The organism is Myroides sp. WP-1 (genome assembly GCF_014145635.1).
Lineage (GTDB): Bacteria > Bacteroidota > Bacteroidia > Flavobacteriales > Flavobacteriaceae > Flavobacterium.
On the sequence record NZ_JACHTC010000002.1, the window covers coordinates 233,367 to 259,124 of the forward strand.

Below are 25,758 nucleotides of genomic sequence, written 5' to 3' on the forward strand. Positions count from 1 at the left end.
ATTACAACGTATTCACATTGTTTAAGTCTTTGAATGCCTCTTCTAAACGAGTATTGAAAGTGATTTCTCCTTGTCTTACCCATGCACGTGGATCGTAGTACTTTTTGTTTGGTACATCCGCTCCTTCAGGGTTACCTATTTGTGTTTTTAAATATTCAATTTTGGAAGTCATATAGTCTCTGATTCCTTCAGTATAAGCAAACTGCATATCTGTATCGATATTCATTTTGATTACACCATAAGAAATAGCTTCTCTAATTTCTTCTAATGATGAACCAGAACCACCATGGAAAACAAAATCAACAGGATTGTGTCCTAAGTTGAATTTTTTCGCTACATAATCTTGAGAATTTTTCAAGATAATAGGCGTAAGCTTTACGTTTCCTGGTTTGTAAACGCCATGTACGTTTCCAAAAGCCGCTGCAATGGTAAAACGAGGGCTTACTTTGCTTAATTCTTCATAAGCGTAAGCTACTTCGTCTGGTTGTGTATATAGTTTAGAAGAATCTACACCAGAGTTATCCACTCCGTCTTCTTCTCCTCCTGTAATTCCCAATTCAATTTCTAAAGTCATCCCCATCTTGTCCATTCTTTCAAGGTACTTTTTAGAGATTTCAATATTCTCTTGGATTGGTTCTTCTGATAAATCAATCATGTGTGAACTAAATAAAGGTTTACCATATTTAGTCATGTGTTCTTCACTAGCATCTAGTAAACCATCAATCCAAGGTAATAGTTTTTTTGCACAGTGATCTGTATGTAAAATAACAGGCACACCATAAGCTTCAGCTAAAGCGTGTACGTGTTTTGCTCCTGCAATAGCCCCCGCAATAGCAGATTTTTGATTTTCGTTTGATAAACCTTTTCCTGCCATAAAAGAAGCACCGCCATTCGAAAACTGAATAATAACGGGCGCATTTAGTTTTGCTGCTGTTTCCAATACACCGTTAATAGTACTAGAACTAGTCACGTTAACAGCCGGTAAAGCAAAACCTTTCTCTTTTGCATAGTTGAATATTTCTTGCACTTGATCTCCAAATGCTACTCCAGGTTTAATATTGTGTGCCATAGTCGTGTGTTTAATTTATTGGACAAAAATACTAATTATTATTTGATTAGAATGGATAATTAATACCAACATTCAAGACAGACTCCTTGAAGCTAAATTCTCCAAACCATTTGTGTTTGGAGTAAATCGAAGGATCGTACGTCTTGAATCCCATATCTAATCGGAATACAAAGAAACTAAAGTCATAGCGAATTCCAAAACCCGAACTTACGGCTAAATCCTTTAATGAGCTTATTCCATTGAATGTGTAGTTCTTATCTTCAACATTGTCAAATACATTCCAAATGTTACCTGCATCGACAAAGAAAGCACCATTCCACTTACCCGTGATATTAAAACGGTATTCGGTACTGAAGAACAGCTTCATATTGGCTTCATTGAAATCATTGATGCCTCCGCTTTTACCTGGCCCTAAACGATAGGATTGCCATCCGCGGTTGTCGTTTGATCCTCCAGAAAAATAGCTTCGAGAAAAAGGGATGGAGTTGGCATTGCCATAAGGAACGGCTAAACCACCAAATAAGCGAACCGCAACTACTTGTTGACGACCTAGATCCCAATATTTTACATAGTCTAACTCCGTTTTAATATATTGAGAATACTCAACGTCAAATAGTGTTCTCTTTCCAGTATGTCCTTCTTTATCACTTACCTTATTCATGATCAAATCAAGTAACCCACCAGCTGCTTCTACTTTTGCGCGAACAGTATAAAAACTATTGTCATTAATGCCTGTTCTGGTGGAGGAATTGAATGAAATATTAGAGGCTAAAATTAAGTTGTTTTCAGAAAGTCGAACTTTTCGCTCCTGAATACTTCTGATTTCATTGTAATCTTCCGGAGAAATACCCATAGGATTGTTAGTCGCTAAGGCATCTGATATGAATCGATTAGCACCTTCTCCTTGGATGGTTAAATTTCCGTTCTCATCTACATAATCCGTTGGTATTTCATATTCTTTCGAAATCTGATTTAACGTATTGTAAGAAGATTTATATACACTAAAGTAGTTGTTAGGGTTGGTGTTTCTAACATATTGAATATTGGCAACGTCTACACTAAATGAATTGGTACGCGAAGGATACCAGCTGTAATTAATGATGCCTGTAAAATTGTCCTTATCTAATCCGATGTTTCGCTGTCTCGCAAATCCAAAACTCATTGATGTGGTTGGTAACATGGTTTTCGGAATGATTTTATTGGACGCAAAAGGGAATAAGAAACGAGGAAAGGTTAGTTTGATATCTGCTCCATATTCTGTGACATTGAAAAAAACATCATTAGGATTGCTCATTTGTCGAGAAGAACCAATAGTTCCTCTCAATCCGAATTCTAATATTTCTGCTCCTCTAAAAACATTTCGAAACAACAATCCCATACTCCCTCCAATACCAAAATCTTGTATGTTCGAATGGGTGACATCTAACGAAGGGTTAAACGTCATCTTTTTTCTAGAGGTCAAGTAGATATTGCTAATTAAAGTTTTTCCTTCAGGATCACTAGGGTCTTCTAAATACTCAATTACGGGATAATTGAAGATGCGCAAGTTGCTAATAGAGCGCGAGGTTAGAATACGTCTTGAATCACTAAAAGTGCTTTGAGGTGTAATAAAGATCGCATCTGTCAAAGCTTTGGGCTTATATTGTAGTTTTGTTGAACTGTAAATATTGAAGCCATTATACTGTAAACTATCTAAAACATAAGCTTTGTTTTTGGAAACATTGTCCGTAAAAATATTAACCTTGCTTATTTGGTAAATTTTAAACGGAGCTTGCGCTAAGGTATCTCCAGATTTAACCGTTTGTTGATCAACGATTAAAAGAACGTTTGCTTTGTTTTTTTGCTCTAAAATTGTATCTACTTCATAGCGAATATTGATTTCTTGAAAGTGATAAGCCCCATTATTTCTGAAGATCGTGGTTAATCTTTTGCGCTCTTCTTCAAAGTTGCTTACATCAAATACCGTGTTTTCTTTCAATGCACTCTTGGCTTTGTTGTCTTCGTAAAGTGTCTTTAAAGCCGGTGTAGAGATTAAATGTGAGATACTGTCAATGAAATAAGGATTTCCGGTTGTTACATAGTAAGAATTAGTCACTTTTTGATCTCCAGTGCGTTTCTTTTCATTGGCCACTTTTGTATCGAAAAAACCCTTGTTGAAGTAGTAATTTTTTAAACGGCTCAAGGATTTTTCTGTTTTTAGACTATCATATAACACAGGAGGTTCTCCTGTTTTCATCAGAAAATTGTTAAAACCCGAAATGGCGAACGATTGACCAAGACGATTGACTTGTTTTTTAGAAAGCAATCCTTCTAAAGCATTATTCGTTTTTGGGTGTTTGTTTAACCATGCATGATAGTTGGAATCAGCGTCTTGTTTGGCTAGGTTATACAAATTAAGTCGTAAACGTGTGCCAATAACTGGAAATTTACTATTGGGCTGTTGGTAGAGTTGATTGTGAATTTCCTCTTTGGAAGTTTTTTTGTCATTAATGACAATGGTGTTCTCCATCAATAGATCATAGTCCTCTGGCACATTCTTCGTTAAGGAACACGAAAAAAAACATGCAGCGGTTATGATAATAAGTGCTATTTTTGATAAATATTTGCCCAACTTGATTACATAGATAAATATAGATCAAAAATACATTTTTTTATGGTTACCAAAAACCAAATTAAGCTAATAAAAAGCCTACATCAAAAAAAATATAGAAAAGAGCATCAATTGTTTATAGCAGAGGGAGTTAAAGTTATAGAAGAACTTTTGCGATCTTCTTTTGTCTTAGAGCATTTGTATGTGACAGATCAGGTGAAATTTAATGTGCCCAAACATCAAGTTACCATAGTTTCACAAGAAGATCTTAAGAAGATGAGTGCATTGACAACAACGCCTAATTGCTTAGCTGTTTTTCATTGCTTACCAAGCAAAACTATCGATTTTTCTGATTGGGTAGTTGCATTAGATGATATTCGCGATCCGGGTAATTTAGGAACAATTATTCGTTTGTGTGATTGGTTTGGCATTCGCCATTTAGTGTGTTCATTAGAAACCGTAGATGTGTACAACCCAAAGGTTATTCAAGCAACTATGGGATCTGTTTCTCGCGTAAATATAGAATACACCGATCTGTCTGCTTTGATGCAAACACTTGAGGTTCCTGTATACGGTACTTTTTTGGGAGGTGAAAATATCTATGAAATGCGAGAGGTACAGCCAGGTGTGATTGTTATGGGAAATGAGGCCAACGGTATTTCGCCCGTTATAGAACAACTCGTATCAAGAAAGATCACCATACCGCGTTTTGGCGATTTACAACAAACAGAAAGCTTGAATGTAGCAATGGCTGCATCCATTGTTTTAAGCGAGTTTAGGAGAACTGTTTTTAGTGAACAGTAAAGTTTAAGAAAATACCTTTTGTTTTCATCGAGGTGATGTGACCTGTCCATGGGCTGTCTGGATTTTTGTCGCGAATTAATTCGTCGTTTAATCCAAATACGCCGCGAATAGAAGGACTGAATTTGAAGTATTCAAAGTAAATATCAATACCAACACCCAATTCATAGTTAGTTGTCCATTGTTTCATTCTCCAAACGCCTTCGTAATTGTCATCATCCGATTTATGGTTGCTACTTAAGTTTAAGTCAGCAGAAAATCCTCCTAAAACATAAGGGCGAATATTTCCTGTTCTCAAAGCAGAAAACTTGACTAATAAGGGTAGGTGAATTAAGGTAGTGCTAATTGATTTATTACTAGAATTAAGTAATTCTTGAATCGAAGGTAGGTGTTCTAACGGTACATTTTTGGCGTAATAATCCATAATCAAGGCACTAGGGAATTTTAAATCCCTTTTAGAGTATACTAATCCTGGCTCAAAGCGCAAATCAATGTATTCCGTTATGCGAAGATTTCCTACAAGACCAACATTAAAACCCATATTTCCAGTTACTTGTATTTCTGAATGGTCTGTTCCGTATTGATTGGCCAAGCCTTTGACCTTGTCATGATACTGTTTATCGTATGAATAACTGAAATTCAAAAAATTTGAACCTAGATAATATCCGTAGTGAACGCGTTGTTTGTCCCAATCCGGTTTGTTTCGGATAGGGTTTTTTCCAAAAATCCACTGTGCAGATACATTTGCAGAGGTGAATAGAATAACAAATAAAATAAACAGTTTTCTCATAACTACTTTGAAGCAGAATATATGGTTGCTATACCCATCGTTTGTGGACGGTGTTTTACAGTCTTAAACCCAACTTTCACTAAAATATTGTTCAATTCTTGACCAAAAGGGAAATTTTTAGCAGAATCGGATAAATATTTATAAGCATCTTGATCTTTTGAAAACAATTTACCCATGAAAGGCATGATGTTTTTAGTGTAAAAGAAGTATCCTTGCTTAAATGGAAACTTAGTCGGAACTGAGGTTTCTAAGATAATAAAAATTCCATTAGGTTTTAATACTCTTAAAATTTCTGTTAAACCTTTTTCTAAATTTTCAAAATTTCGTATTCCAAAGCCTACTGTTATGGCATCAAAAGAGTTGTCTTCGAAAGGTAAATTCTCAGAATCTCCTTGAATCATCTCAATGCGATTGTCTAGATTTAGAGCTTTTATTTTTTTTCTACCTACCTCTAACATCCCTGCAGATAGATCTAAACCTGTGATTTTTTGAGCGTTTGTCTTGGATAAAAGAATAGCCATGTCACCAGTACCTGTTGCGATGTCCAAAATGGTGTCCGGATTTGTTTCAGCTACGAATTGTAGTACTTTTCTTCTCCAACCTTGATCCGTCCCTAAAGAGATCATTCGATTCAAATTGTCATAATTTCCAGAAATTGTATCGAACATTTGCTCTACTTGTTGTTTTTTGCCAAGTTGAGAATCTTTATAGGGCGTGATATTTTTACTCATTGTCATTATTTTTAGGCAAATATAAATAATCTCTACCAAAAAGAAGAGTTCTCAGGAGGAATAAAGATAAGGGATTAAAAAAGGGAATACCACTTCGGTATTCCCTTGTATCAATTAAAATTGAATGTACATGTGATAGTATTCTCCACCAACAAAATCAAGCTGTTTGCCCTGTACGAATCCCAAGCGTGAATACAGCTTCATTGCGTTTGGATTCTCTAGGTCAACAATTAAACCAATCTGTTTATATTGTTGGCTTTTTGCAAAGTCGGTAGCGGCTTTGAGCAGGTGACTGCCAACGCCTTTTCCTTGAACGAGTGGTGATACAGCAACTGTATCTAAATAATACTCGCCACCTTCTGTTTCTGGTTCAGGAATCATGTCATTGTTGTACTTCTTTTTCATTAGTTCCAACACAGGTTCTCTGAGTTTGTGAAAATCATCTCCATTATATCCTGTAATAGAACCAACTACATTATCTTCTTCATCAACTGCTACGAAAGTATTTTGGAAGCTGTATAAGTTATCAGGTTGTTTAAATAGTGTGGTAAGGAAGTTAATGGCTTCTTCAATATCCTCTTGTTGAATGAAACTAAACACGATGTCTTCCATCGCTTGTAACATTAATTCAGGTACAACATCAAAATCTTCCCTTTGTGCAGGTCTAATAGTGTAATGCATGACTTTTATTTTTTAGTTGAGACAAAGGTAGAAAAGAGTTTGCTGTCTTTAGTTAACTTTATTTTTCTTTTAGTATTCTTTGCCAAATAGCACTGGCATTTTTAATTTTTAAACGTTCCGGATCAAAGATTGGGTTGATTCCTTGTTTGTATTGTGCGATATAATCATTTAAAGCAATGATTGTCGGTTTATGCAAAAGAAGAATAACGGTAAAGTTAATCCAAGCCATAAGTCCAACACCTATATCTCCAATGCCCCATGCAATAGAAGAGTCGTTAATTGAGGCGTAGAAGACCGTTCCTAAAAGAGTCAGACGCATGATCCAGCGCAGTATTATTTTAGGTTGATTGGTCAAATAATTTAAATTAGATTCAGCTATAAAGACATAAGACATAATGGTAGTGAAAGCGAAAAAGGTCAAAGCAATTGCGATGAATTGACTGGCAAATAAAGGAAAGTGCACTGCAATGGCTTTTACCGTATAAGCAGATCCTACTTCTACACCCGGTATGTTGTTTACAATGTAATTTCCTGCTTCATCAAAAACATTGTATTGATGTGTAAATAAAATCATTAATGCGGTTGCTGTACAAACAAATAAGGTATCAATATATACGGAGAACGCTTGTACAAGTCCTTGTTTGACTGGGTGAGAAGTTTCGGATGCGGCAGCGGCATGTGGTGCTGTTCCTTGTCCGGCTTCGTTGGAGTAAATACCCCTTTTAACCCCCCAAGCAATGGCAGCTCCAAAGATACCGCTGAAGGTGGCTTCTAAATTAAAAGCAGAGCGAAAGATTAAAGCAAATATACCTGGGATTTCTTTGGCGTTAAGCGCAATAATAATAACCGCCATTACAATGTAAATGATCGCCATAAAAGGAACAACGACCTGTGCAATTCGTCCAATTTTTTTTGCACCTCCAAATACTGTCAGGCTGAGTAATACACAAGTTGCTAATCCTGTTATCCATTGTGGAACGTGAAAAGCATCTTTGATACTGATAGAAATACTGTTTCCTTGAATGCTAGGTAAAAAAAGTACACAACTAATAAGGGTTACAAAGGCAAAAAGCAACGCAAGCTTTTTGTTGTTTAACCCTTTCTCAATGTAAAAAGCCGGACCTCCGCAGTATTGTCCATTTTTTTCTTCTTTGTAAATTTGTGCTAAGGTTGATTCGACAAAAGCAGAAGCACTTCCTAAAAAAGCAATCATCCACATCCAAAAAATGGCCCCAGGTCCTCCATAGGCAATAGCTGTTGCTACACCAACGATATTTCCTACTCCCACACGTCCGGCTATTGCAATGCTAAATGCTTGAAATGGACTAACTCCTTTTTCTGAAGATCCTTCTGTAAATAGTAATTTCACCATTTGTCTGATGTAACTCACTTGGACAAATCGCGTTTTAATTGTGAAAAATAATCCCGCCCCTAAGCATAAGAGAATAAAAATAGTAGACCAGACAATGCTGTTGATAAATTTAATAGCTTCTTCCATTTGACTTAATTTGAAATGAAAATAAGGAATTTTTTATCAAATGCATTGTTTTGTTGTGATTATTGTGTGTGATTTGGTTGTTTTATTTGTATTTTGAATTAAAAATCGGTTTTTTATGTGGAATTTTAAGGTGATTGTTCGGTTTTATATTAAATAAATTTTTATAGTTGGCTTTTAGTGATTACTAGGGGGAGTAGGGTAGTTAGGGTATGATAAAAAAATATTTTACTTAGGTATGTTTAATCCTTAGCGAATAATTAATAACCAAAAAAGCCACCTAATTTAGGTGGCTTTTGTAAGTATTGTGTGAGAGTTTACTAGTAACGGATACTAAATAAACCTTCTGCTTTGTTTTCTAAGTTGTTGAAACGAGCTGTACATTCTTGAATCATTTTGATTGCAGCAGCTTTGTCTCCAAAACCATTTGTAGTAACTTTTTTATTCTCTAAGTCTTTGTATACTTTGAAGAAATGCTCTACTTCTTGTTTGAAGTGTTCGTTTACGTCATTGATGTCGTTTAATTTGTTCATCAATGGGTCAGATACCGGAACACAAAGAATTTTTTCATCTTGTCCTTTATCGTCAGCCATGTAGAAAATACCTACTGGTTTAACTTCTACAACCATTCCTGGAAGAGATGGTTCAGTAAACATTACTAATACATCAAGTGGATCTCCATCTAAAGCTAAAGTTTCTGGAATAAAACCATAGTCTGCTGGATATCTCATGTTTGAGTAAAGTAAACGGTCGAATCTCAAACGTTTTAAATCGAAATCGTATTCATATTTATTTCTGCTACCTGCTGGGATCTCAACAAAGGCATCAAAAGTTTCGAATGTACTCATATTCATTTATTTTATAATCAAATAACTTAATAATGGGGGCAAAAATACTTTAATTCGTGTTGTTTAGCAAGTTTTATCTTTAATATTAGAAATAAATTGCAAAAGAACCTCGGATAGCAAACCTTCTTGCGTCTGGCATATCTAGATAATTTCCTCTCCAGCTTAAGTCAAGTCTAAAAACTTTAAAGATATTTCCTACGCCCACATAGTATTCGTAATAAAAATCTTCAGGCGCTTTATAAACCAATTGAGATGCATTCAAATCAATATTTTCTTGTGATATTTTTCCGTAAATACCTCTAATCCCTACAATCTCTCGTAGGTTTAAATCTCTAAACCACGGGATTCTCGATAATAATCGACCTCCAAAATTGTGTTCTAAGTGGATCGAAGCATACTCATTGGTAACGAATTCATAGTAATTCAGGTTTGCAAAGGTATTCTCAATGTTAAACCACGATTGGTTACCTGGTACAACGCTGAGTAGACCTAGAGGTACTTCGCCAAATGTTTTTCCAGCTTCAAATGTAGTTGTGAAGGTTCCGAAACCACCCAACAGAATTGGTTTTCTAGCATAGAGCTGTAATTTGTCGTATTGGAAGTTGCTGTCAAAAGCCCCTTTAAATCCATGACTATAGCGAAGGTATAACTTTAAGTATTTCTTGTCAATGTCATTTCGATCCACACCATAACCAATAGTTCTTTTGCCTGGAGTATAGTCAATCGCCATTTCAATTTCTGACTGTTTCGTCTCGTTGGAAATGATGTTGCGCTCTTTATCAATATAGTAATCCAAGTTAAAGCGATCAGATGCAGGTTTTAATGTGCGATAGCTAAAGGTCGTTAATAAACGAAGGTTTTTAACGGGCTCAATTTCCAATCCAATGGTAGATAGATTAATATCAGTCAGTTTGGAGTTGTCTCCACTAGCAAATAGTGAACTGGAAGCGAAGCTTCGTCCAAGTACATCATTTGTCTCGGTCAGGCTTACTCCAATTTGTTCTACATCTCGACGATTTCCTCCAAAAAGAATAAAACGAGAAGGACTGTGTAGCAATACTTTTCCGCTAATACCATATTTGAATTTATTGTCTTTGAAACCATAGGCACCATAACCTTCTAATCTCCATCTATCATTCGGACCGAAGTAGGTTCTTCCTCCTGCACGCATGCGCAGCCCTTCTATATCATTGTAACCAAAGGTGGAAAAGATAGGCCCGTAGTCAAATTTATATTTAGGTATATTGTAGTAGTTACTTGCAATAGTAGAGGTAAGGTCAAATAAAAATCTGAATTTAGGTACCGTTTTTAGAGTATCTAACATCTTGTAAATTCCAAATTCATCTTTACTCAACGGTTCGAAGCGATAAGATTGCCAAAACTCATCCGATTTTTTGTAGATCGATTCGTCGTATTTGTTTACATCTTCTCTATAAAACTCGTCTGGATGTTTAATGTTGAATTCGTGATTGCGGTATACCGTTGTTCGTTTACCGTATATTCCCTTAGATTCGTCCTTTTTAGAAAGGGCAAAATCAGACATAAAATGATCTCTAGTAAGTAAGAATACCGAGTCGTTTAAAACGTCAAACTCTTGTTCAATATAAATTTCTTTGATCCAGTTGATATTGGCATCTCTACTGGCTTCCATATTGATTTTCTTAATAGCAAATGTCGAATCATTTACCCAAAAATCCCCTTTAAATGTAAGCTCTCCTTTTCTTCTAGGGTAATAAACAATATTATAACACCATTTGTCGTCGATGTAAGCACTATCCGCTAATACATAGTTGTATACATTGATTCCAGTTCGCGATAATGGGCTTACAAAATCTTTGTCAAAGATCTTGATATAGTTGTTGTAGATATTATATTCAGCATATAAATCTTTTACAAATTCGATAATATGTTGATTCGTGTCAAATCCAGAGTTTTTGTTACCCAGCGTTTTTTCTCTTTTTCTGTTGTTAACATTGTCACCATACACTTGAGCAATATTTTCATTAATGAAAATAGGAAGATAGGTTTTTCCTGTGATGCGATTGGTGTCTACTTGATCGAAAATAAACTCCATACCTTTGAAGAGTTTTTTCTTGCGATAAGCGCTGTCGATCGAGTTTAAGTCAAATTCAATTTTTTCGTATTTGTCAAATTCATATTGGCTAAACATATACAACCCATTTTTTTTCTTGCGTTCCCATATCTTTCGCAAGATATCCAAGGCTGGGTTGTTCTTTTTTGATGTTTTTCCTGTGAAAATACGCACTTCTTCAAGCATGTTATCTTCTTCCAAGGTAATGCTTAAATCAAGGTTAGTACGGTTTTTTAGTGGAACATAAGCGGTCTTATATCCAACGAAAGAAACGACTAAAGTGTCGTAGTTATTTTCAGTTTCCAGATAGAACTTTCCAAGTTCATTTGCAACTACTCCTTGCGTAGAGTTTTTGAAATATACGCTAGCATACGATACTTCTACATTGCTCGTGTCTTTAATTTTACCACTTACCTTTGTTTGTGTAAAGCCTTGAAAATGAGCTAATAAAATAAAGGTTAGGTAAAATAATATCTTTTTCTTCATAGTCAATAGTGGAGTAAATAAAAAAACTCCATCTTACCAAGATAAGATGGAGTAATTCAAATATACAATTTTTTTTTACTTAAAAAAGTTTATCTGTATAGTACTTTTTTCACTGCTTTGATTACATCATTAGCATTAGGCAACCATTGCTCTAATAATACTGGTGAATAAGGAGCAGGAGTATCAGCTGTTGTAATTCTTTGGATAGGAGCATCTAAGTGATCAAATGCTTGTTCTTGAACCAAGTAAGTGATTTCTGAAGAAATACTTCCAAACGGCCAAGCCTCTTCTAAAATAACCAAACGATTTGTTTTCTTTACTGAAGTTAAGATAGCCTCTTGATCTAATGGACGTACTGTACGTAAATCAATTACTTCACATGAGATACCTTCTTGTGCTAATTCTTCAGCTGCTTTTAATGCTTCTTTGATGATTTTACCAAAAGAAACAATCGTCACGTCTTTTCCTTCTCTTTTAATATCAGCAACACCTAATGGAATTGTGTATTCTCCTTCAGGTACTTCGCCTTTATCTCCATACATTTGCTCAGATTCCATGAAAATTACTGGATCATTGTCGCGAATTGCTGATTTTAATAACCCTTTAGCATCATATGGTGTTGAAGGTACTACAACTTTTAATCCAGGTACATTGGCATACCAGTTTTCAAAAGCTTGTGAGTGTGTTGCACCTAATTGTCCTGCAGAAGCTGTTGGTCCACGAAATACAATTGGAATGTTGAATTGACCACCTGACATTTGACGCATTTTAGCTGCGTTGTTTATGATTTGGTCGATTCCTACTAAAGAGAAGTTGAATGTCATAAATTCAACAATTGGGCGGTTACCATTCATCGCTGAACCAACACCAATTCCTGCAAAACCAAGTTCTGCAATTGGAGCGTCAATTACGCGTTTAGGACCGAATTCGTCCAACATACCTTTTGAAGCTTTATATGCACCATTATATTCTGCTACTTCTTCTCCAATTAAATATATTGTTTCATCGTGGCGCATTTCTTCGCTCATGGCTTCACATACGGCCTCTCTAAATTGAATCGTTCTCATAAGTTCTTATTTTCCGTAAATTATTCAATAGGAGCAAAAATAGGAAAAATATCATTATCTCGCTTATGTTGTTTGGGGTTTTGTTTTTTTTAACGAGTAGAAGTCTTGTGATTTATTTTATTTGCATCTAATACGTCAATAACCATTAAGTCCTGTGTGTTTTTATTAGAAAACCAAACAACTCGGTTGCCTTGTGCCCATCATGCGAAGTTGCCAATTTTCGATTAAACCTTGACACTGAGTGCAAAAGATTGTAAAGACGAGAATTTTTTTGTTTTTATTGATGTATTTATGAAATAACATGGTTATGTGTGGTCTGTTTGGGGAAAAAATACACAAAGTGATGTACTTTTTCTGATTTGATTAAAAAATTTGTAATTTTTCTGTAGAGTTGTTTTATTTGCTTTCTGAAAACATTAATAAAAACCACAAAGTATGTTAAGAAAAGCAAAAGTTGTACTAGTATGTGCAATGGTATCCATGGGAATTTTTTCATGTAGTAGTGATGATAGTTCATCAAGCAGTGAAGCATATGAAATTGTAGCTAAGACATCTGATAATGCGGTAATAAACAATATCGTAGTGGTGGAAGATGGGGCTACAGAGTCAATTGCTGACTTAGGTAAAAAAGAATGGTCTAAATCTTTTTCTGGAAAGAAAGTTGTTGCTGTTTCTGTAACTGGAGGAACAATTGATAATGATGATCAATCAGGAGTATTGACGTTAGAAGTTGTTAAAGAAGGAAAAGTTGTGAAAACTTCTAAAGCTAACGGAAATATCTTGGTAGCAACGATTTCAATGTAATTGATTTTTTTGAAATTTAACGTGTAGTATAAGCACGATAGAAAAGAGTTCAGCGCAGCTGAACTCTTTTTTTTGTTCTTTATTTTCTAGTGCAAGCAGTTTAACGATGCGATTCAAGCAATACTTTCAGATTTCAATTAGAGAAGGGTAATTACTGATAAAATTAATGAACAAAAAGCAATTTGGTTTTTTTTTTGCTGTTTAGTTTTCAAGTGGACTTTGAACAAGCAAAGTCAAGTATTAACTACAAAAATGAGAATTATGGTAAAAAAAATGAAGAGGGCTTTGTGGGGGAGCTTATTGATTGCTCTAGGCGTGATCGTCTACAATCAACAAATGTATGCGGGACAAGAAGAAGTTCGTTACGATGTCGTTGCTAGAACTTCGTCAAATGCTAAAATAATAAGTATTGTGGTCAAAGAAGGAGATCAAGAAGAGGTTGTTGTTGATTATGATGAAACTGCGTGGAATCGAACGTTTACAGGGAGACTTCCCGTGGTAGTTAAAATTAAAGGACGAGCATTACAAGGCAATGATAGTTCGTCAAAATTGACTGTCCAAGTGTTTAAAAATAATGAACTCTATAGAAATTCAATTGCAGAAGGAGCAAATTTAGAAGTGAATCTCGCATTCTAAAGGAAATAGAGAGAAAAATGAATGTGTTTAGCTGTAAAACTGAACACATTTTTTTTTGAATAACAATGGATTCTTCTGTAAATAGAAATTACAAACTTTTTAATTTTTTGTTATTTATTTTTTGTTTAAAAATCAAATATAATTATATTTTTTCGTTATTAATTCAATTGTTTTCTGGTTTTTTTACCATATTTTATAAAATATGGTATGTTTTGTGTATTTTATTTTAGAGCAATTTCTTGTTTGCTATGATTTGTGATTAGAATATCAAGAGTTATGACATGATTTTCGAGTACAGCTACTCTTTTACATATAGATATACAATCTATCTTACTAGGAGTTGAATTCTAGAAAATCTGTAAAATAAGATGCTTTGCCGTGAGTATATAAATAATGTAATTGACAAAAATTAAATATAATATGGTATGTGTGTAAGGAATAATGATTTAGTCGTGATTTTAGGAAATCACGAAAATAATGAGTTTTATGTGAGTATTAGTATACTATTAAAAAAAATTGGTTTAAAGACTCAAATGTTAGTATTAGATGTTAACAATCTTTTTTTTTCAAAGTTGCTTGAACTCAAACCTTTGATTGTGCTTTTTACGCCATCCGATTTTTCAAAAATACAAAATGTATATAATGAATTTGGAATTATTCAAGGATTTTTAGAATGTCATAATATAAAGTATTCTGGATCGGGATCTATCGCTTCTATTTTGGGATCAAGTAAATATTTGTCTAAAGTATTGTTTAGATCTCTAGGGTTAAAAACCCCTAAGTGCATATTTGTTAGAAAAAATCAAGTGCCACCTAAATATTATAAAGTAGTAGAAGAGTTAGGTAAGAATATTATAATTAAACCAAACAGTTTAGGCGATTCAGTAGGTGTTAGTATTATTAGGGATGAATTTGATTATCTCTTATGTATTGATGTACTTAAACAAAAGTATAATGGTGATTTTCTTTTAGAAGAATTGATAGATAACAATAAAATAGAGTATACCACTGGTATTTTTGAACGTAAAAATGAAGTAATTCAATTACCCATTTGTAAAACAACCACATTCACCGATTTTTTCTCCTATGAATCAAAAAAAATAGGTTTAAATAAAAAGGAATTTATTTCGCATGATGATGAAGATATCCATAAAGAGATGCAACGTATTGCATATTTATTGCATAAAGAATTTAATTGTAAAAATTTTTCGCGTACAGATTTTTTGGTTGATAAAGAACGCAATATTTATGTTTTAGAAATTAATTTATTACCTGGCTTACAACCAAATTCTATTTTTCCTCAATTATGTGAAAAGGAAAAAATTTCTTATGACGAAATTCTGTTTTCTCTAGTTGAGGTGTAGGATATAAACAATTTAACACATAAAGATATGAGTACAAGTGATTTAATAGAAAAAACAAAAAAAATATTGAATAATCATGAGAAGTGGATGTGTAAAACCATAAATCTTATTGCAAGTGAGAATTTGCTAAGTCCATTCGCTAAAAAATGTTTGACTTCTGATTTAGGAAATAGAGTAGCTGAGGGTTGGATAGGTGAAAGAATTTTTCCAGGTATTAAGTACTATGATGAAATTGAGCAAATAGGTATAGATGTAGTCAAGGAAATGTTTCGTTGTGATTTTGTTGATTTGCGACCTATTTCAGGTACTCACGCTAATATGATAGTCTATACTGCTTTTACTAAACCTAATGATAAAGTGCTATCTTTTTCAATAAAAAATGGAGGTCATATAAGTATGAGTGGAGGCACTCCTAAAAATATGTTTAAGTTGCAGGTTTTAAAGATTCCTACTTGCAATGACGGTTTTACTATTGATGTACCAAGTACTTTAGAGCTTCTTTTACAAGAAAAACCAAAATTATTAATTTTGGGAGGATCGGTGTTATTGTTTAAACAAGAAATTAAGGCAATAGTCCAGCTTTGTAAGTCTTTAGAAATAATAACGGTTTTTGATGCCTCTCATGTAGCTGGTTTAATTGCTACAGGTGATTATGAAAATCCAATGGATGTTGGAGTGGACATAATGACATTTTCAACGTGTAAGACAATACCTGGACCACAACATGCAGTTATTATAGCTAACGGCAAATATGGTGACATTATTAAAAAAACGACTTTTCCGTCAACAGTATCAGGGCATCATTTACACGAAACAGTAAGTGCTATAGTTACTTTACTTGAATTAAAGGCTTTTGGAAAATTATATATACAAAATGTAATTCAGAATTCAAGAACTTTAGCTAGAAGTCTTAGTGAGCTAGATTTGAATATCCTGTTTAAGGATAGAGAGTTTACCGAAACACATATGTTATTGATGAAAAATGAATCAAAATATGAGACAGCTTCTCTAGAAAAAAGATTCGAAAATGCTAATATTATTTTTAATAGAAATATTTTACCAGGAGATTTAAATTTTAAAAATCCTTCAGGATTTAGAATTGGGACACCTGAAATAACTAGGATTGGTATGACAACGGCTGATATGCCTCTTATTGCCCAATTCATAGCAGATGTTTATTTTGATAGAAAAAAGATTGAAAAGATCAAAGAAGAGGTTATTTCATTTAGGGAAGATTTTCAAATTGTGAAATATTGTTATGAATAATGGAGGAAAGTAAATATGAAAGTGGAGATTTTGTTAACGCATATATGGCATTGTGGTCCTATGGTTATTTGAATAATTTAGCTTATTCAGAAGGATTGTATAGAACTATTATATCGTTGGTTGTTAGTAATTTAGGAGCAATGAATAAAGCGAAGATTTTAGATGTTGGATGTGGTGTTGGAAGAACAACTTTTGATTTAGCAAATATTTATAAAAAAAGCTGTATTACATCTATTGATCAATCAAAAAAAATGATTGAGACAGCTAGACAAATTAATTCCTCTTGTTTTAAAGAGAAAAAAATTTCTTTATGGAATAGAGGGTTTAAAGATTTAAAATTGCCTTACTTTTCTTATTTAAATATCGAGTTCTTATGCGAAAATTTTGAACTATACGATTTTGCAGAAAAAGATTTTGATTTAATTGTAAATGTGAATTATTTGGACAGATGTAACTCTATTGAATCTAGTATCAAAAAGTTTTTTGATATTTTAAAAGAAGGTGGACTAGTTGTTGGCTGTACTCCAATGAATTTTACAAACAAAGATTCATGGGAAATGTGCAAAGATGTAGAAAGTTTAAAAAAAGTAATGAATAAAACAGGTTTCGAAATAGTTGATCTGTTTGATAATCTCGTTTATAAAGAAATCTTAGATGTTAGAGAATCATTTGAGGAGTATAAGGTTGTTTGTTATGTTGTAAAGAAAAATAAAGCAATATTATGAAACAAAAAATTGCAATAGCTTTTGGAGGAAATTCGCCAGAACATGAAGTGTCTTTACGCTCAGCTACGTATATTTTTAATTCACTGGATTCCTCACAATTTGAAATTCTTTTGCTAGGAAATGATAAAAAGGGAATTTGGTATTATGATCCTAATTATGCAAAAAAAACGATTGATTTAGTAGCTGAGAATTATTTTACAAAAGCTCGAAAAGTATATATAAAAGGAAATTATGGAAATGGAATTATAGTTGATGACGAAACTAATGAAACTCTAACAAGTTTTGCTCTAGTTTTTCCTATTATTCATGGTGCTTTTGGTGAAAATGGAACCTTGCAAGGTTTTTTTGATTTCTTAGATATTTCTTGTATAGGAACTGGAGTGTTAGGGTCCTCCATCTGCATGGATAAAGAAATTGCGAAACGAGTTTTACGTGATAATGGAATTCCGATTGCTCGTTTCAGAGTGTTGTATCATACGGATAAAAATGCCTTGTCTTTTAATAAATTGAGAGAAGAATTAGGTGTTCCTTTTTTTGTTAAGCCTTGTAATTCAGGGTCTTCATTTGGTGTAAGTAAAGTATGTACTAAAAAGGAGTTGATCACTGCTATTGATGTTGCTTTCCAATTTGATCGAAAAATTTTAATAGAAGCAGCAGTTAATGGAAAAGAAATAGAGTGTGCTATTTTGGGCAATGAAAACCCTGTAACTTCGGTTTTGGGTGAAATTACTACAACAGAAGGCTTTTATTCTCATGAAGTAAAGTATATTCAAACTTCATCTGTCGTAATGAAAATTCCTGCTGAAATTCCAGAAGATATTTCAAATGAGATCAAACACTATGCTATAAAATCTTATCTAGCTACTTGTTGTCAAGGACTGGCACGCGTTGATTTTTTCTTGAAAGATGATGGAAGTTTCGTAGTTAATGAAATTAATACGCTTCCTGGTTTTACTGCTTTTAGCATGTATCCAAAACTTTTTGAATATTCTGGTTTAACCTCTAGTGACCTTCTTGCGAAGCTTGTTTATTTGGCTTTGCAAAAGAAAAAATAAGTCAATCAATTCAAAAGTTATAATTGTATTCGTTGTTTTATCTAATGTATAGGAAATTACAAACTTTTTAATTTTTTGTTATTAGTTTCATAGAATGGTTATTTGAAAAACGAAATCCCATAAAAGATATTGATTTATTAGGTGATTTAGTAAATTATATTTGGTTAATTCAAATCAATTTAATATGCTTGCATAGTAAAATATTGAAAATTAATTCTTATTTTCGTTCACAAGTAATATTGTAAAACACAAAAACTATAATAATAATGAAGATATTAGTTTGCATCAGCCACGTGCCTGATACTACATCAAAAATCAATTTCACAAATGGTGATGCTGAATTTGATACAAATGGAGTACAATTTGTGATCAATGCTAACGATGAATATGCATTAACACGTGCCATTTGGTTTAAAGAAAAACAAGGAGCTACAGTAACAGTAGTTAATGTTGGAGGAGCTGACACAGAACCGACATTGAGAAAAGCATTAGCGATTGGAGCTGACGAGGCAATCCGCGTAAATGCAGTGCCTACGGATGGTTTATTCGTTGCAAAACAATTGGCGGAAGTAGTGAAAAACGGTGGATATGATTTAGTATTGGCTGGAAAAGAATCATTAGACTACAATGGTGGAATGGTTCCAGGAATGTTGGCAGCTATCTTAGGTTATGACTTCATTAACTCTTGTGAGGGAATGGAAGTTGACGGAACAGCGGTTAAAGCAATTCGTCAAATTGATGGTGGTAAAGAAACAATATCAGGAAAATTGCCAATGGTTATTGGTGGGCAAAAAGGTTTGGTAGACGAGAAAGATTTGCGTATTCCAAATATGCGTGGGATCATGGCTGCTAGAACAAAAGCGTTAACAGTTCTTGAACCAGTAGGAGCAGATGCTGCAACTAAAGCAGTGAAGTTTGAAAAACCAGCTGCAAAATCAGCTTGTAAAATGATCGCTCCAGATAACTTAGATGAGTTAATCAACTTATTACACAACGAAGCAAAAGTTATCTAATCTAGTAGTTTTTAACCTTAAAAAGAAAAAGTATGTCAGTTTTAATATATGCTGAATCAGCAGAAGGAAAATTTAAAAAAGTAGCATTAGAACTAGCTTCTTATGCAAAAAAAGTAGCAGAATCATTGGGAACAACAGTTACAGCTGTAACTGTTAACGCTTCTGATGTTAGCGAATTAGGAAAGTATGGTGTTGATAAAGTACTAAAAGTATCAAGTGATAAATTAGCTACATTCAACGCTAAAGCTTATGCAGATGTTATCAAACAAGCGGCTCAAAAAGAAGGAGCAAAAGTAGTGGTATTATCATCTTCAACAGATAGTTTGTATGCAGCACCTGCAGTAGCTATCGGATTGAACGCTGGTTTTGCTTCAAACGTAATTGCTCTACCTGAAAGCACAACTCCATTTGTTGTGAAAAGAACAGGTTTCTCAAACAAAGCATTCAACTTTACTGAAATCACTTCTGACGTGAAAGTAATCGCTTTAGGGAAAAACTCTTTTGGATTAGTAGAAGCTTCGGGAGCAGCTGCTGCTGAAGATTTTGCACCAAGCTTAAATGATGCTGACTTTAGCTTAAAAGTTGAAGGAGTAGAAAAAGTATCTGGAAAAGTGACAATCGCTGATGCAGATATCGTAGTCTCTGGTGGACGCGGTATGAAAGGACCTGAAAATTGGGGAATGTTAGAGGATTTAGCAGAGGTTTTAGGTGCTGCTTTAGCTTGTTCTAAACCTGTATCTGATGTGGGATGGAGATCACACGAAGAACACGTAGGACAAACAGGAAAACCAGTAGCAGCTAATCTTTATATTGCAGTAGGTATTTCTGGAGCAATTCAACATATTGCAGGAGTTAACTCTTCTAAAGTAAAGGTGGTAATCAACACAGATCCTGAAGCTCCTTTCTTCAAAGTTGCAGATTACGGAATCGTAGGAGATGCTTTCCAAGTATTGCCACAGTTAGTTGAAAAATTAAAAGACTTCAAAGCGAAAAACGCCTAAGTAGCATTTTTTGATTTAGATAATTTTACCAAGACAGTAACTAAAATCTAAAGATTGTTTATCTTTGATTTAGTTACTGTTTTTTTGTTTTTATAAAGAAAATTATGAGTTTGATTAAGCTAACAGTTAAAGGTATTTCATATAGCCATTCTCAAAATGGAGCATATGCTTTGATCTTGGATGAGGAGCATGGGGATAGAAAATTGCCCATTGTTATTGGAGCTTTTGAAGCACAAGCAATTGCAATCGCAATCGAAGAGGAAATTAGACCTCCAAGACCTTTGACACACGATTTATTTAAGAGTTTTGCAGATACATTTGATATTCAATTGAAACACGTGATTGTACACAAATTAGTGGATGGTGTGTTTTTTTCTAGCTTAGTTTGGGAGAAAAATGGAATTGAAGAAATGATGGATGCCCGTACATCAGACGCAATTGCTTTAGCTATTCGCTTTTTTGCACCGATCTATACCTATCCTGACATCATGAATAAAGCCGGTATTATTTTAAGTGGAACACCTGAAGTAGAAGAAGAACCTGCCGATGATGATATTGCAAGTCAAGTAGAACAATTCCTTGAACTTGATATTGAAGGAAAAGGGTATAGCAAATACGGACTACAAGATTTACAGCGATTGCTAAATGAAGCCATTGGCAATGAAGATTACGAAACAGCAGCGCGAATTAGAGATGAAATTAGTAAGCGATCATAGTTAATAAGGAGAAAGAATGAAACAATACTTAAATTTAGTACAAGAAGTTTTAGATAAAGGGGTACAAAAAGGCGACCGCACTGGAACGGGAACAAAAAGCATTTTTGGCCATCAAATGCGCTTTGATTTAGCAGAAGGTTTTCCTTTGGTTACGACAAAAAAAGTACATTTAAAGTCAATCATCCACGAGTTATTATGGTTCTTAAAAGGAGAAACAAATATTGCTTACTTAAAAGAACACGGTGTTCGAATTTGGGATGAATGGGCAGATGAAAATGGAGATCTCGGACCCGTTTATGGTTATCAATGGCGCAACTGGAACGGAGAGGGAATCGATCAAATCAAAGAGGTAATTGATACCTTGAAAACGAATCCCGACAGCAGACGTATCATGGTTTCTGCTTGGAACCCAAGTGTTTTACCCGATACAAGCGTTTCTTTCGCTGAAAATGTAGCGAATAATAAAGCTGCATTGCCTCCCTGTCATTCCTTTTTTCAGTTTTATGTTGCAGAAGGAAAGTTGTCTTGCCAGTTGTATCAACGAAGTGCAGATGTATTTTTAGGTGTGCCTTTTAACATTGCTTCTTACGCACTACTAACCATGATGGTCGCTCAAGTTTGCGATTTAGAAGTAGGTGATTTTATTCATACGTTTGGCGATGTACACATCTATAATAACCATATCGAACAAGTGAACTTACAATTGAGCAGAACACCTTATGCTTTGCCGAAAATGAAGATCAATCCAAATGTGAAGGATATTTTTAGCTTTACCTATGAGGATTTTACGTTAGAAGATTACGTATCTCATCCCGCTATTAAAGGTCAAGTATCTGTATAATTTCTAATCCAAAAATGCTATGGAAAAAACGGAAGCAATTAAACAGTATGAATATGCGAAAAATAGAATTAAACAGCGAAAAACGTTATTGTTTCATTTCGTTGTTTTTCTGTTGGGATCGCTTGTGTTGTACGCAATTAATATGTGGGTTAAAGACCCTCTAGTTGTCGGAGTTTGGTGGGGGTACGCAGTTGGGGCTTGGGCCTTACTTGTGTTTATTCACGCTATAAATGTATTAGTTGTTAATCGATTTATGGGACCAGCTTGGCAAGAACGTGAAATAGAGCGATTGATCGCACTACAGCAAGAGAAAATAAAACAATTACGCGCCAAAGTGGAAAAAGATTTTCCTTTGGTAGATGTAAAACGAGACTTAAATCAAGAAGATTCAAAATAATACGACAATGGTTATCCTAATTGCAGCTATCGCAGAAAATAATGTATTAGGTAAAGACAATGCGATCATTTGGCATTTACCCGATGATTTTAAACACTTTAAATCGCTAACTTCTCATCATTATATCATTATGGGACGCAAGACGTTTGAGTCTTTTCCAAAACCTTTACCCAATAGAACTCATGTTATTATAACCAGACAAAAGGACTACGTCGTTCCTGAGAACTGTATCGTTGTGCATAGTTTAGAAGAGGCTTTAGCCCTGACAAAAAACGAAAAAGAAGTCTACGTTATTGGAGGAGGAGAGATTTACAATCTCGCACTGCCTATAGCAGATCAATTAGAATTAACTCAAGTACACGCCTCTTTTGATGGAGATGCGTTTTTTCCTGAATTCTCAACTTCCGATTGGCAATTGGTGAAAGAGAATTATCATCCAATAGATGAGAAACACGCCTATGCTTTTACTTTTCAAACTTATACTCGAAAGTAAATATGAAAAAGATTATTGCTTTTCTCTTGCTATGGACAAGTGGAACTGCTTTAGCGCAAGAAGTGATTAAGACTCAATTTTTAAATAGCGAATCGCTCAAAGAAAAAGAAGTCTTTTTAAGTAAAGATATTTTTGATAATACCTTTACACAAGAAGAAAATACATTGCGTAAACGCAGTAAATACACAGCAGAAAATTTTAGCTTGCCGAAATTGGGATCGCTTCAAATGATCGATCTTACTAATTCACTGTTTCCCGTCCTGTTTTATAAGGATTTTAATACTATTGTTTTACTCAGTAAGGAATTGGCCTTGTTGAATACCATTGAGCTAACTGGGCGATTTTCTGCAATGGATCCCGCTTATATTGGTACAAGCACCCAAAAAAATCTATGGATTGTTAATCAAGCCAATCAAAGTGTTTTGCGCTATAATCTTAGTACTTTAGAAGTACGAAATATTTATACAATCAAAGAAGAACAAATTAAAACGTACCAATCGACCTTAAACTATCTTTATCGAGTTACTTCGGATAATCAGATAAAAGGAATTGATATATATGGTAATGAAGTTTTAAATTACTCCTTGCCTTCCGATTATGAGCAGATTCAAATTCTAAATAATAAACAAGTATTTTATTTGTATCTAAATAAGCTATATTATGTTGATATGGAGAAGAATAAGGTTTTTGAAATCTCAGTTGATGTAAAAAGCATTTTGCGCTTCTTTTATAACACTCAAAAATTGAGTATTTTTGCCGAACAGAAAGTAAATAATTATCAAATAAAATTACCGTAATGCACATAGCAATTGCTGGAAATATTGGAGCGGGAAAAACAACACTAACAAACTTATTAGCAAAACATTATGGATGGGAGGCACATTATGAAGATGTAGTCGACAATCCGTATTTGGATGACTTCTATCACCAAATGGATCGTTGGTCATTTAACTTGCAAGTTTATTTTTTGAATAGTCGTTTTCGCCAGGTACTTCAAATCAGACAAAGTGGAAAAACAATTATACAAGATCGGACAATTTATGAGGATGCTCATATTTTTGCCCCAAACTTGCATGCGATGGGATTGATGTCTAATCGTGATTTTAAAAATTATGCAACCCTTTTTGACTTAATGCAAGATTTGGTTGCTGCACCTGATTTGCTAATTTATTTGAGAAGTACGGTTCCTAATTTAGTGGGACAAATTCACAAAAGAGGACGTGAGTACGAAAATTCAATTTCGATCGAATACTTAAGTGGATTAAACGAACGCTATGAAAACTGGATCAAAGGCTATGACAAAGGAAAATTATTAGTCATTGATGTAGATCGTTTAGATTTTGTTGATAAACCAGAAGATCTTGGTTCTATTATCGATAAGATTGATGCAGAAATTAATGGATTGTTTAAAAACAATAAATAAAAAAAAAGAGCCTTGTGCTCTTTTTTTATTTTTATTCTTCGCTCGCTGTTGTGGTAAATTCCTGAAACAGCTTTTCTAAATTTTTGTTCTTTGGTTGTAGAGAAAGGGTTTTTAATCCCTGTTGTTGGGCAAAATCATATACCGTAGCTCGATAATCCTGATCTGTAGGGAAAACAAGTTCCCATTGTGTATCGTGTACGTGGTTGGCTTTGAGTAGATGAGGAATGCGGTTAACAAATTCAATTTCAATCTTAAAGTCAAATTCAACAGCGATGATTTGTTCGTTTTGATTTTCGAGTAAATCACATAAAAATTGATCAGCAACAATGTGTCCTTTTTTAATGATGATTACACGTTCGCAAATGGCTTCTACTTCTTGCATGATGTGCGTAGAAAGAAAAACCGTTTTGTCTTTTCCCACCGTCTTGATTAATTCTCGAATTTCAACTAATTGATTGGGATCCAATCCTGTTGTAGGTTCATCCAAAATTAATACTTCCGGATCGTGAAGCAAAGCTGTAGCAATCCCCACGCGTTGGCGATATCCCTTCGAAAGTTGTCCGATTTTTTTATGCGCTTCAGGAGTTAATCCCGTTTGTGTGATTACTTCTTCAATGCGTTCTTTTTTTAGCTTGTAAATTGAAGCGTTAAATTGTAAATATTCTCTCACATACATATCCAAATACAACGGGTTGTGTTCAGGTAGGTACCCGATAGATTGTTGTACTTTTTTTGCCTGTGTAGACACGTTGTATTCGTTGACATAAGCTGTTCCTTCGTCACTGTGAATAAAGGTTGTAAGTATTTTCATCAGTGTAGATTTTCCCGCTCCATTTGGACCAAGAAAACCGACAATTTGCCCTTTCGGAACCGTGAAGTTAATGGCACTCAACGCTTGTTGTTCACCGTAATATTTACTTATGTTTTCTACTTTAATAGACATATATAATGGGTGGTTAGTAAAAACAAATGTAGGTAAATTAATGAGAAAAACCGAAAGACACGCTAAGAATGATCACTGCTATTACAATTAGGGTAATCACTACGTACAACTTGTCTTTTTCAAGGATAAAAGAAAATAAAGACAAAAGTAAGCGCAGGGCAGGAGTTAAGAATAGCAGAAGTATTCCCAAGAAGATAATCGACGCTCCATCCCACTCTTTTACTCCTTGTAGGATTGTTTGAAAAACGACAAATAGGTTTTGATCTTTTTCCACAAAAGTAGAAAAGGAGACTACTTGTTGAGCATCTTTTGCCAAGAGAATAATACCTCCAAGTAGTGTTACGGTTAATGCACTTAGGACACCATAACGCAATACATTTCCGATGATGTTTTGTAACTGATTATCTGTAAATTTAGTTGTACTCATAGTT

26 protein-coding genes are annotated in these 25,758 nt (G+C 34.2%); 15 read left to right on the forward strand and 11 right to left on the reverse strand.

Features of this window, described 5'->3' with window-relative positions:
* Position 1: 1 nt before the first annotated feature.
* Positions 2-1,069 (reverse strand): class II fructose-bisphosphate aldolase, encoded by a 1,068-nt coding sequence (fbaA, locus tag H4K33_RS02690; protein ID WP_182646962.1) that lies wholly within the window; start codon positions 1,067-1,069, stop codon positions 2-4.
* Between the two features lie 46 nt (positions 1,070-1,115).
* Positions 1,116-3,578 carry a BamA/TamA family outer membrane protein gene (locus tag H4K33_RS02695; protein ID WP_255493528.1) on the reverse strand — a complete coding sequence of 821 codons (2,463 nt, stop codon included), beginning with the start codon at positions 3,576-3,578 and terminating at the stop codon, positions 1,116-1,118.
* Positions 3,579-3,722: 144 nt separating this feature from the next.
* Between H4K33_RS02695 and H4K33_RS02700 the strand changes: the two genes are divergently transcribed.
* The gene (locus H4K33_RS02700) at positions 3,723-4,463 is read left to right on the forward strand and encodes an RNA methyltransferase (RefSeq protein WP_182646964.1); all 741 of its coding nucleotides are present in this window, start codon (positions 3,723-3,725) and stop codon (positions 4,461-4,463) included.
* Here H4K33_RS02700 and H4K33_RS02705 read toward each other — a convergent pair.
* The 7 genes from H4K33_RS02705 to H4K33_RS02735 form a co-directional block, all read right to left on the reverse strand.
* Positions 4,450-5,250, reverse strand: a complete 801-nt coding sequence (locus H4K33_RS02705; protein WP_182646965.1) for a porin family protein — start codon at positions 5,248-5,250, stop codon at positions 4,450-4,452. The two genes, H4K33_RS02700 and H4K33_RS02705, sit on opposite strands and share 14 nt — an antisense overlap.
* A 2-nt stretch (positions 5,251-5,252) precedes the next feature.
* Complete coding sequence (gene ubiE, locus H4K33_RS02710; RefSeq protein ID WP_182646966.1) at positions 5,253-5,981, reverse strand: bifunctional demethylmenaquinone methyltransferase/2-methoxy-6-polyprenyl-1,4-benzoquinol methylase UbiE; 729 nt, start codon at positions 5,979-5,981, stop codon at positions 5,253-5,255.
* A 114-nt stretch (positions 5,982-6,095) separates the two neighbouring features.
* A complete protein-coding gene (locus tag H4K33_RS02715; protein ID WP_182646967.1) occupies positions 6,096-6,662 on the reverse strand; it encodes a GNAT family N-acetyltransferase in 567 nt (188 codons plus the stop codon).
* Positions 6,663-6,720: 58 nt separating this feature from the next.
* A complete protein-coding gene (locus H4K33_RS02720; RefSeq protein WP_182646968.1) occupies positions 6,721-8,160 on the reverse strand; it encodes a sodium:alanine symporter family protein in 1,440 nt (479 codons plus the stop codon).
* 317 nt (positions 8,161-8,477) lie between these two features.
* Entirely contained in the window at positions 8,478-9,005 is a 528-nt protein-coding gene (locus H4K33_RS02725; RefSeq protein WP_182646969.1) for an inorganic diphosphatase, read from the reverse strand.
* A gap of 85 nt (positions 9,006-9,090) precedes the next feature.
* Positions 9,091-11,583, reverse strand: a complete 2,493-nt coding sequence (locus H4K33_RS02730; protein ID WP_182646970.1) for a DUF5686 and carboxypeptidase-like regulatory domain-containing protein — start codon at positions 11,581-11,583, stop codon at positions 9,091-9,093.
* An 89-nt stretch (positions 11,584-11,672) separates the two neighbouring features.
* The gene (locus H4K33_RS02735) at positions 11,673-12,650 is read right to left on the reverse strand and encodes a pyruvate dehydrogenase complex E1 component subunit beta (RefSeq protein ID WP_182646971.1); all 978 of its coding nucleotides are present in this window, start codon (positions 12,648-12,650) and stop codon (positions 11,673-11,675) included.
* 435 nt (positions 12,651-13,085) lie between these two features.
* Here H4K33_RS02735 and H4K33_RS02740 point away from each other — a divergent pair, with 435 nt between their 5' ends.
* From H4K33_RS02740 to H4K33_RS02805, 14 genes are all read left to right on the forward strand, one after another.
* Positions 13,086-13,454, forward strand: coding sequence for a hypothetical protein (locus H4K33_RS02740; protein WP_182646972.1), 369 nt, complete (start codon positions 13,086-13,088; stop codon positions 13,452-13,454).
* Positions 13,455-13,727: 273 nt separating this feature from the next.
* Entirely contained in the window at positions 13,728-14,090 is a 363-nt protein-coding gene (locus H4K33_RS02745) for a hypothetical protein (protein WP_220485287.1), read from the forward strand.
* Between the two features lie 452 nt (positions 14,091-14,542).
* A complete protein-coding gene (locus H4K33_RS02750; RefSeq protein WP_370576651.1) occupies positions 14,543-15,454 on the forward strand; it encodes a D-alanine--D-alanine ligase in 912 nt (303 codons plus the stop codon).
* 27 nt (positions 15,455-15,481) lie between these two features.
* Positions 15,482-16,720 (forward strand): serine hydroxymethyltransferase, encoded by a 1,239-nt coding sequence (glyA, locus tag H4K33_RS02755; RefSeq protein WP_182646975.1) that lies wholly within the window; start codon positions 15,482-15,484, stop codon positions 16,718-16,720.
* Positions 16,720-17,445 (forward strand): class I SAM-dependent methyltransferase, encoded by a 726-nt coding sequence (locus H4K33_RS02760; protein ID WP_220485288.1) that lies wholly within the window; start codon positions 16,720-16,722, stop codon positions 17,443-17,445. The genes glyA and H4K33_RS02760 overlap by 1 nt, the downstream gene beginning before the upstream one ends.
* On the forward strand, positions 17,442-18,500 hold the full coding sequence (locus tag H4K33_RS02765; RefSeq protein WP_182646976.1) for a D-alanine--D-alanine ligase family protein: 1,059 nt from the start codon (positions 17,442-17,444) through the stop codon (positions 18,498-18,500). Before H4K33_RS02760 ends, H4K33_RS02765 begins: the two co-directional genes overlap by 4 nt.
* Positions 18,501-18,766: 266 nt before the next feature.
* Positions 18,767-19,513 (forward strand): electron transfer flavoprotein subunit beta/FixA family protein, encoded by a 747-nt coding sequence (locus tag H4K33_RS02770; RefSeq protein WP_182646977.1) that lies wholly within the window; start codon positions 18,767-18,769, stop codon positions 19,511-19,513.
* A 32-nt stretch (positions 19,514-19,545) separates the two neighbouring features.
* The gene (locus H4K33_RS02775) at positions 19,546-20,514 is read left to right on the forward strand and encodes an electron transfer flavoprotein subunit alpha/FixB family protein (RefSeq protein ID WP_182646978.1); all 969 of its coding nucleotides are present in this window, start codon (positions 19,546-19,548) and stop codon (positions 20,512-20,514) included.
* A 104-nt stretch (positions 20,515-20,618) separates the two neighbouring features.
* Positions 20,619-21,230: a bifunctional nuclease family protein gene (locus tag H4K33_RS02780; RefSeq protein ID WP_182646979.1), complete on the forward strand. Its 612-nt coding sequence runs from the start codon at positions 20,619-20,621 to the stop codon at positions 21,228-21,230.
* A gap of 16 nt (positions 21,231-21,246) precedes the next feature.
* Entirely contained in the window at positions 21,247-22,071 is an 825-nt protein-coding gene (locus tag H4K33_RS02785; RefSeq protein ID WP_182646980.1) for a thymidylate synthase, read from the forward strand.
* A gap of 19 nt (positions 22,072-22,090) precedes the next feature.
* The gene (locus tag H4K33_RS02790) at positions 22,091-22,468 is read left to right on the forward strand and encodes a 2TM domain-containing protein (RefSeq protein WP_182646981.1); all 378 of its coding nucleotides are present in this window, start codon (positions 22,091-22,093) and stop codon (positions 22,466-22,468) included.
* Positions 22,469-22,475: 7 nt separating this feature from the next.
* Positions 22,476-22,961 carry a dihydrofolate reductase gene (locus tag H4K33_RS02795; protein ID WP_182646982.1) on the forward strand — a complete coding sequence of 162 codons (486 nt, stop codon included), beginning with the start codon at positions 22,476-22,478 and terminating at the stop codon, positions 22,959-22,961.
* Positions 22,962-22,963: 2 nt separating this feature from the next.
* Complete coding sequence (locus tag H4K33_RS02800; protein WP_182646983.1) at positions 22,964-23,758, forward strand: hypothetical protein; 795 nt, start codon at positions 22,964-22,966, stop codon at positions 23,756-23,758.
* Complete coding sequence (locus tag H4K33_RS02805) at positions 23,758-24,384, forward strand: deoxynucleoside kinase (protein WP_182646984.1); 627 nt, start codon at positions 23,758-23,760, stop codon at positions 24,382-24,384. The genes H4K33_RS02800 and H4K33_RS02805 overlap by 1 nt, the downstream gene beginning before the upstream one ends.
* A 31-nt stretch (positions 24,385-24,415) precedes the next feature.
* Here H4K33_RS02805 and gldA read toward each other — a convergent pair whose 3' ends face one another.
* Positions 24,416-25,327, reverse strand: coding sequence for a gliding motility-associated ABC transporter ATP-binding subunit GldA (gene gldA, locus H4K33_RS02810; RefSeq protein WP_182646985.1), 912 nt, complete (start codon positions 25,325-25,327; stop codon positions 24,416-24,418).
* Positions 25,328-25,364: 37 nt separating this feature from the next.
* Positions 25,365-25,754 carry a DUF1634 domain-containing protein gene (locus tag H4K33_RS02815; RefSeq protein WP_182646986.1) on the reverse strand — a complete coding sequence of 130 codons (390 nt, stop codon included), beginning with the start codon at positions 25,752-25,754 and terminating at the stop codon, positions 25,365-25,367.
* Positions 25,755-25,758: the final 4 nt, after the last annotated feature.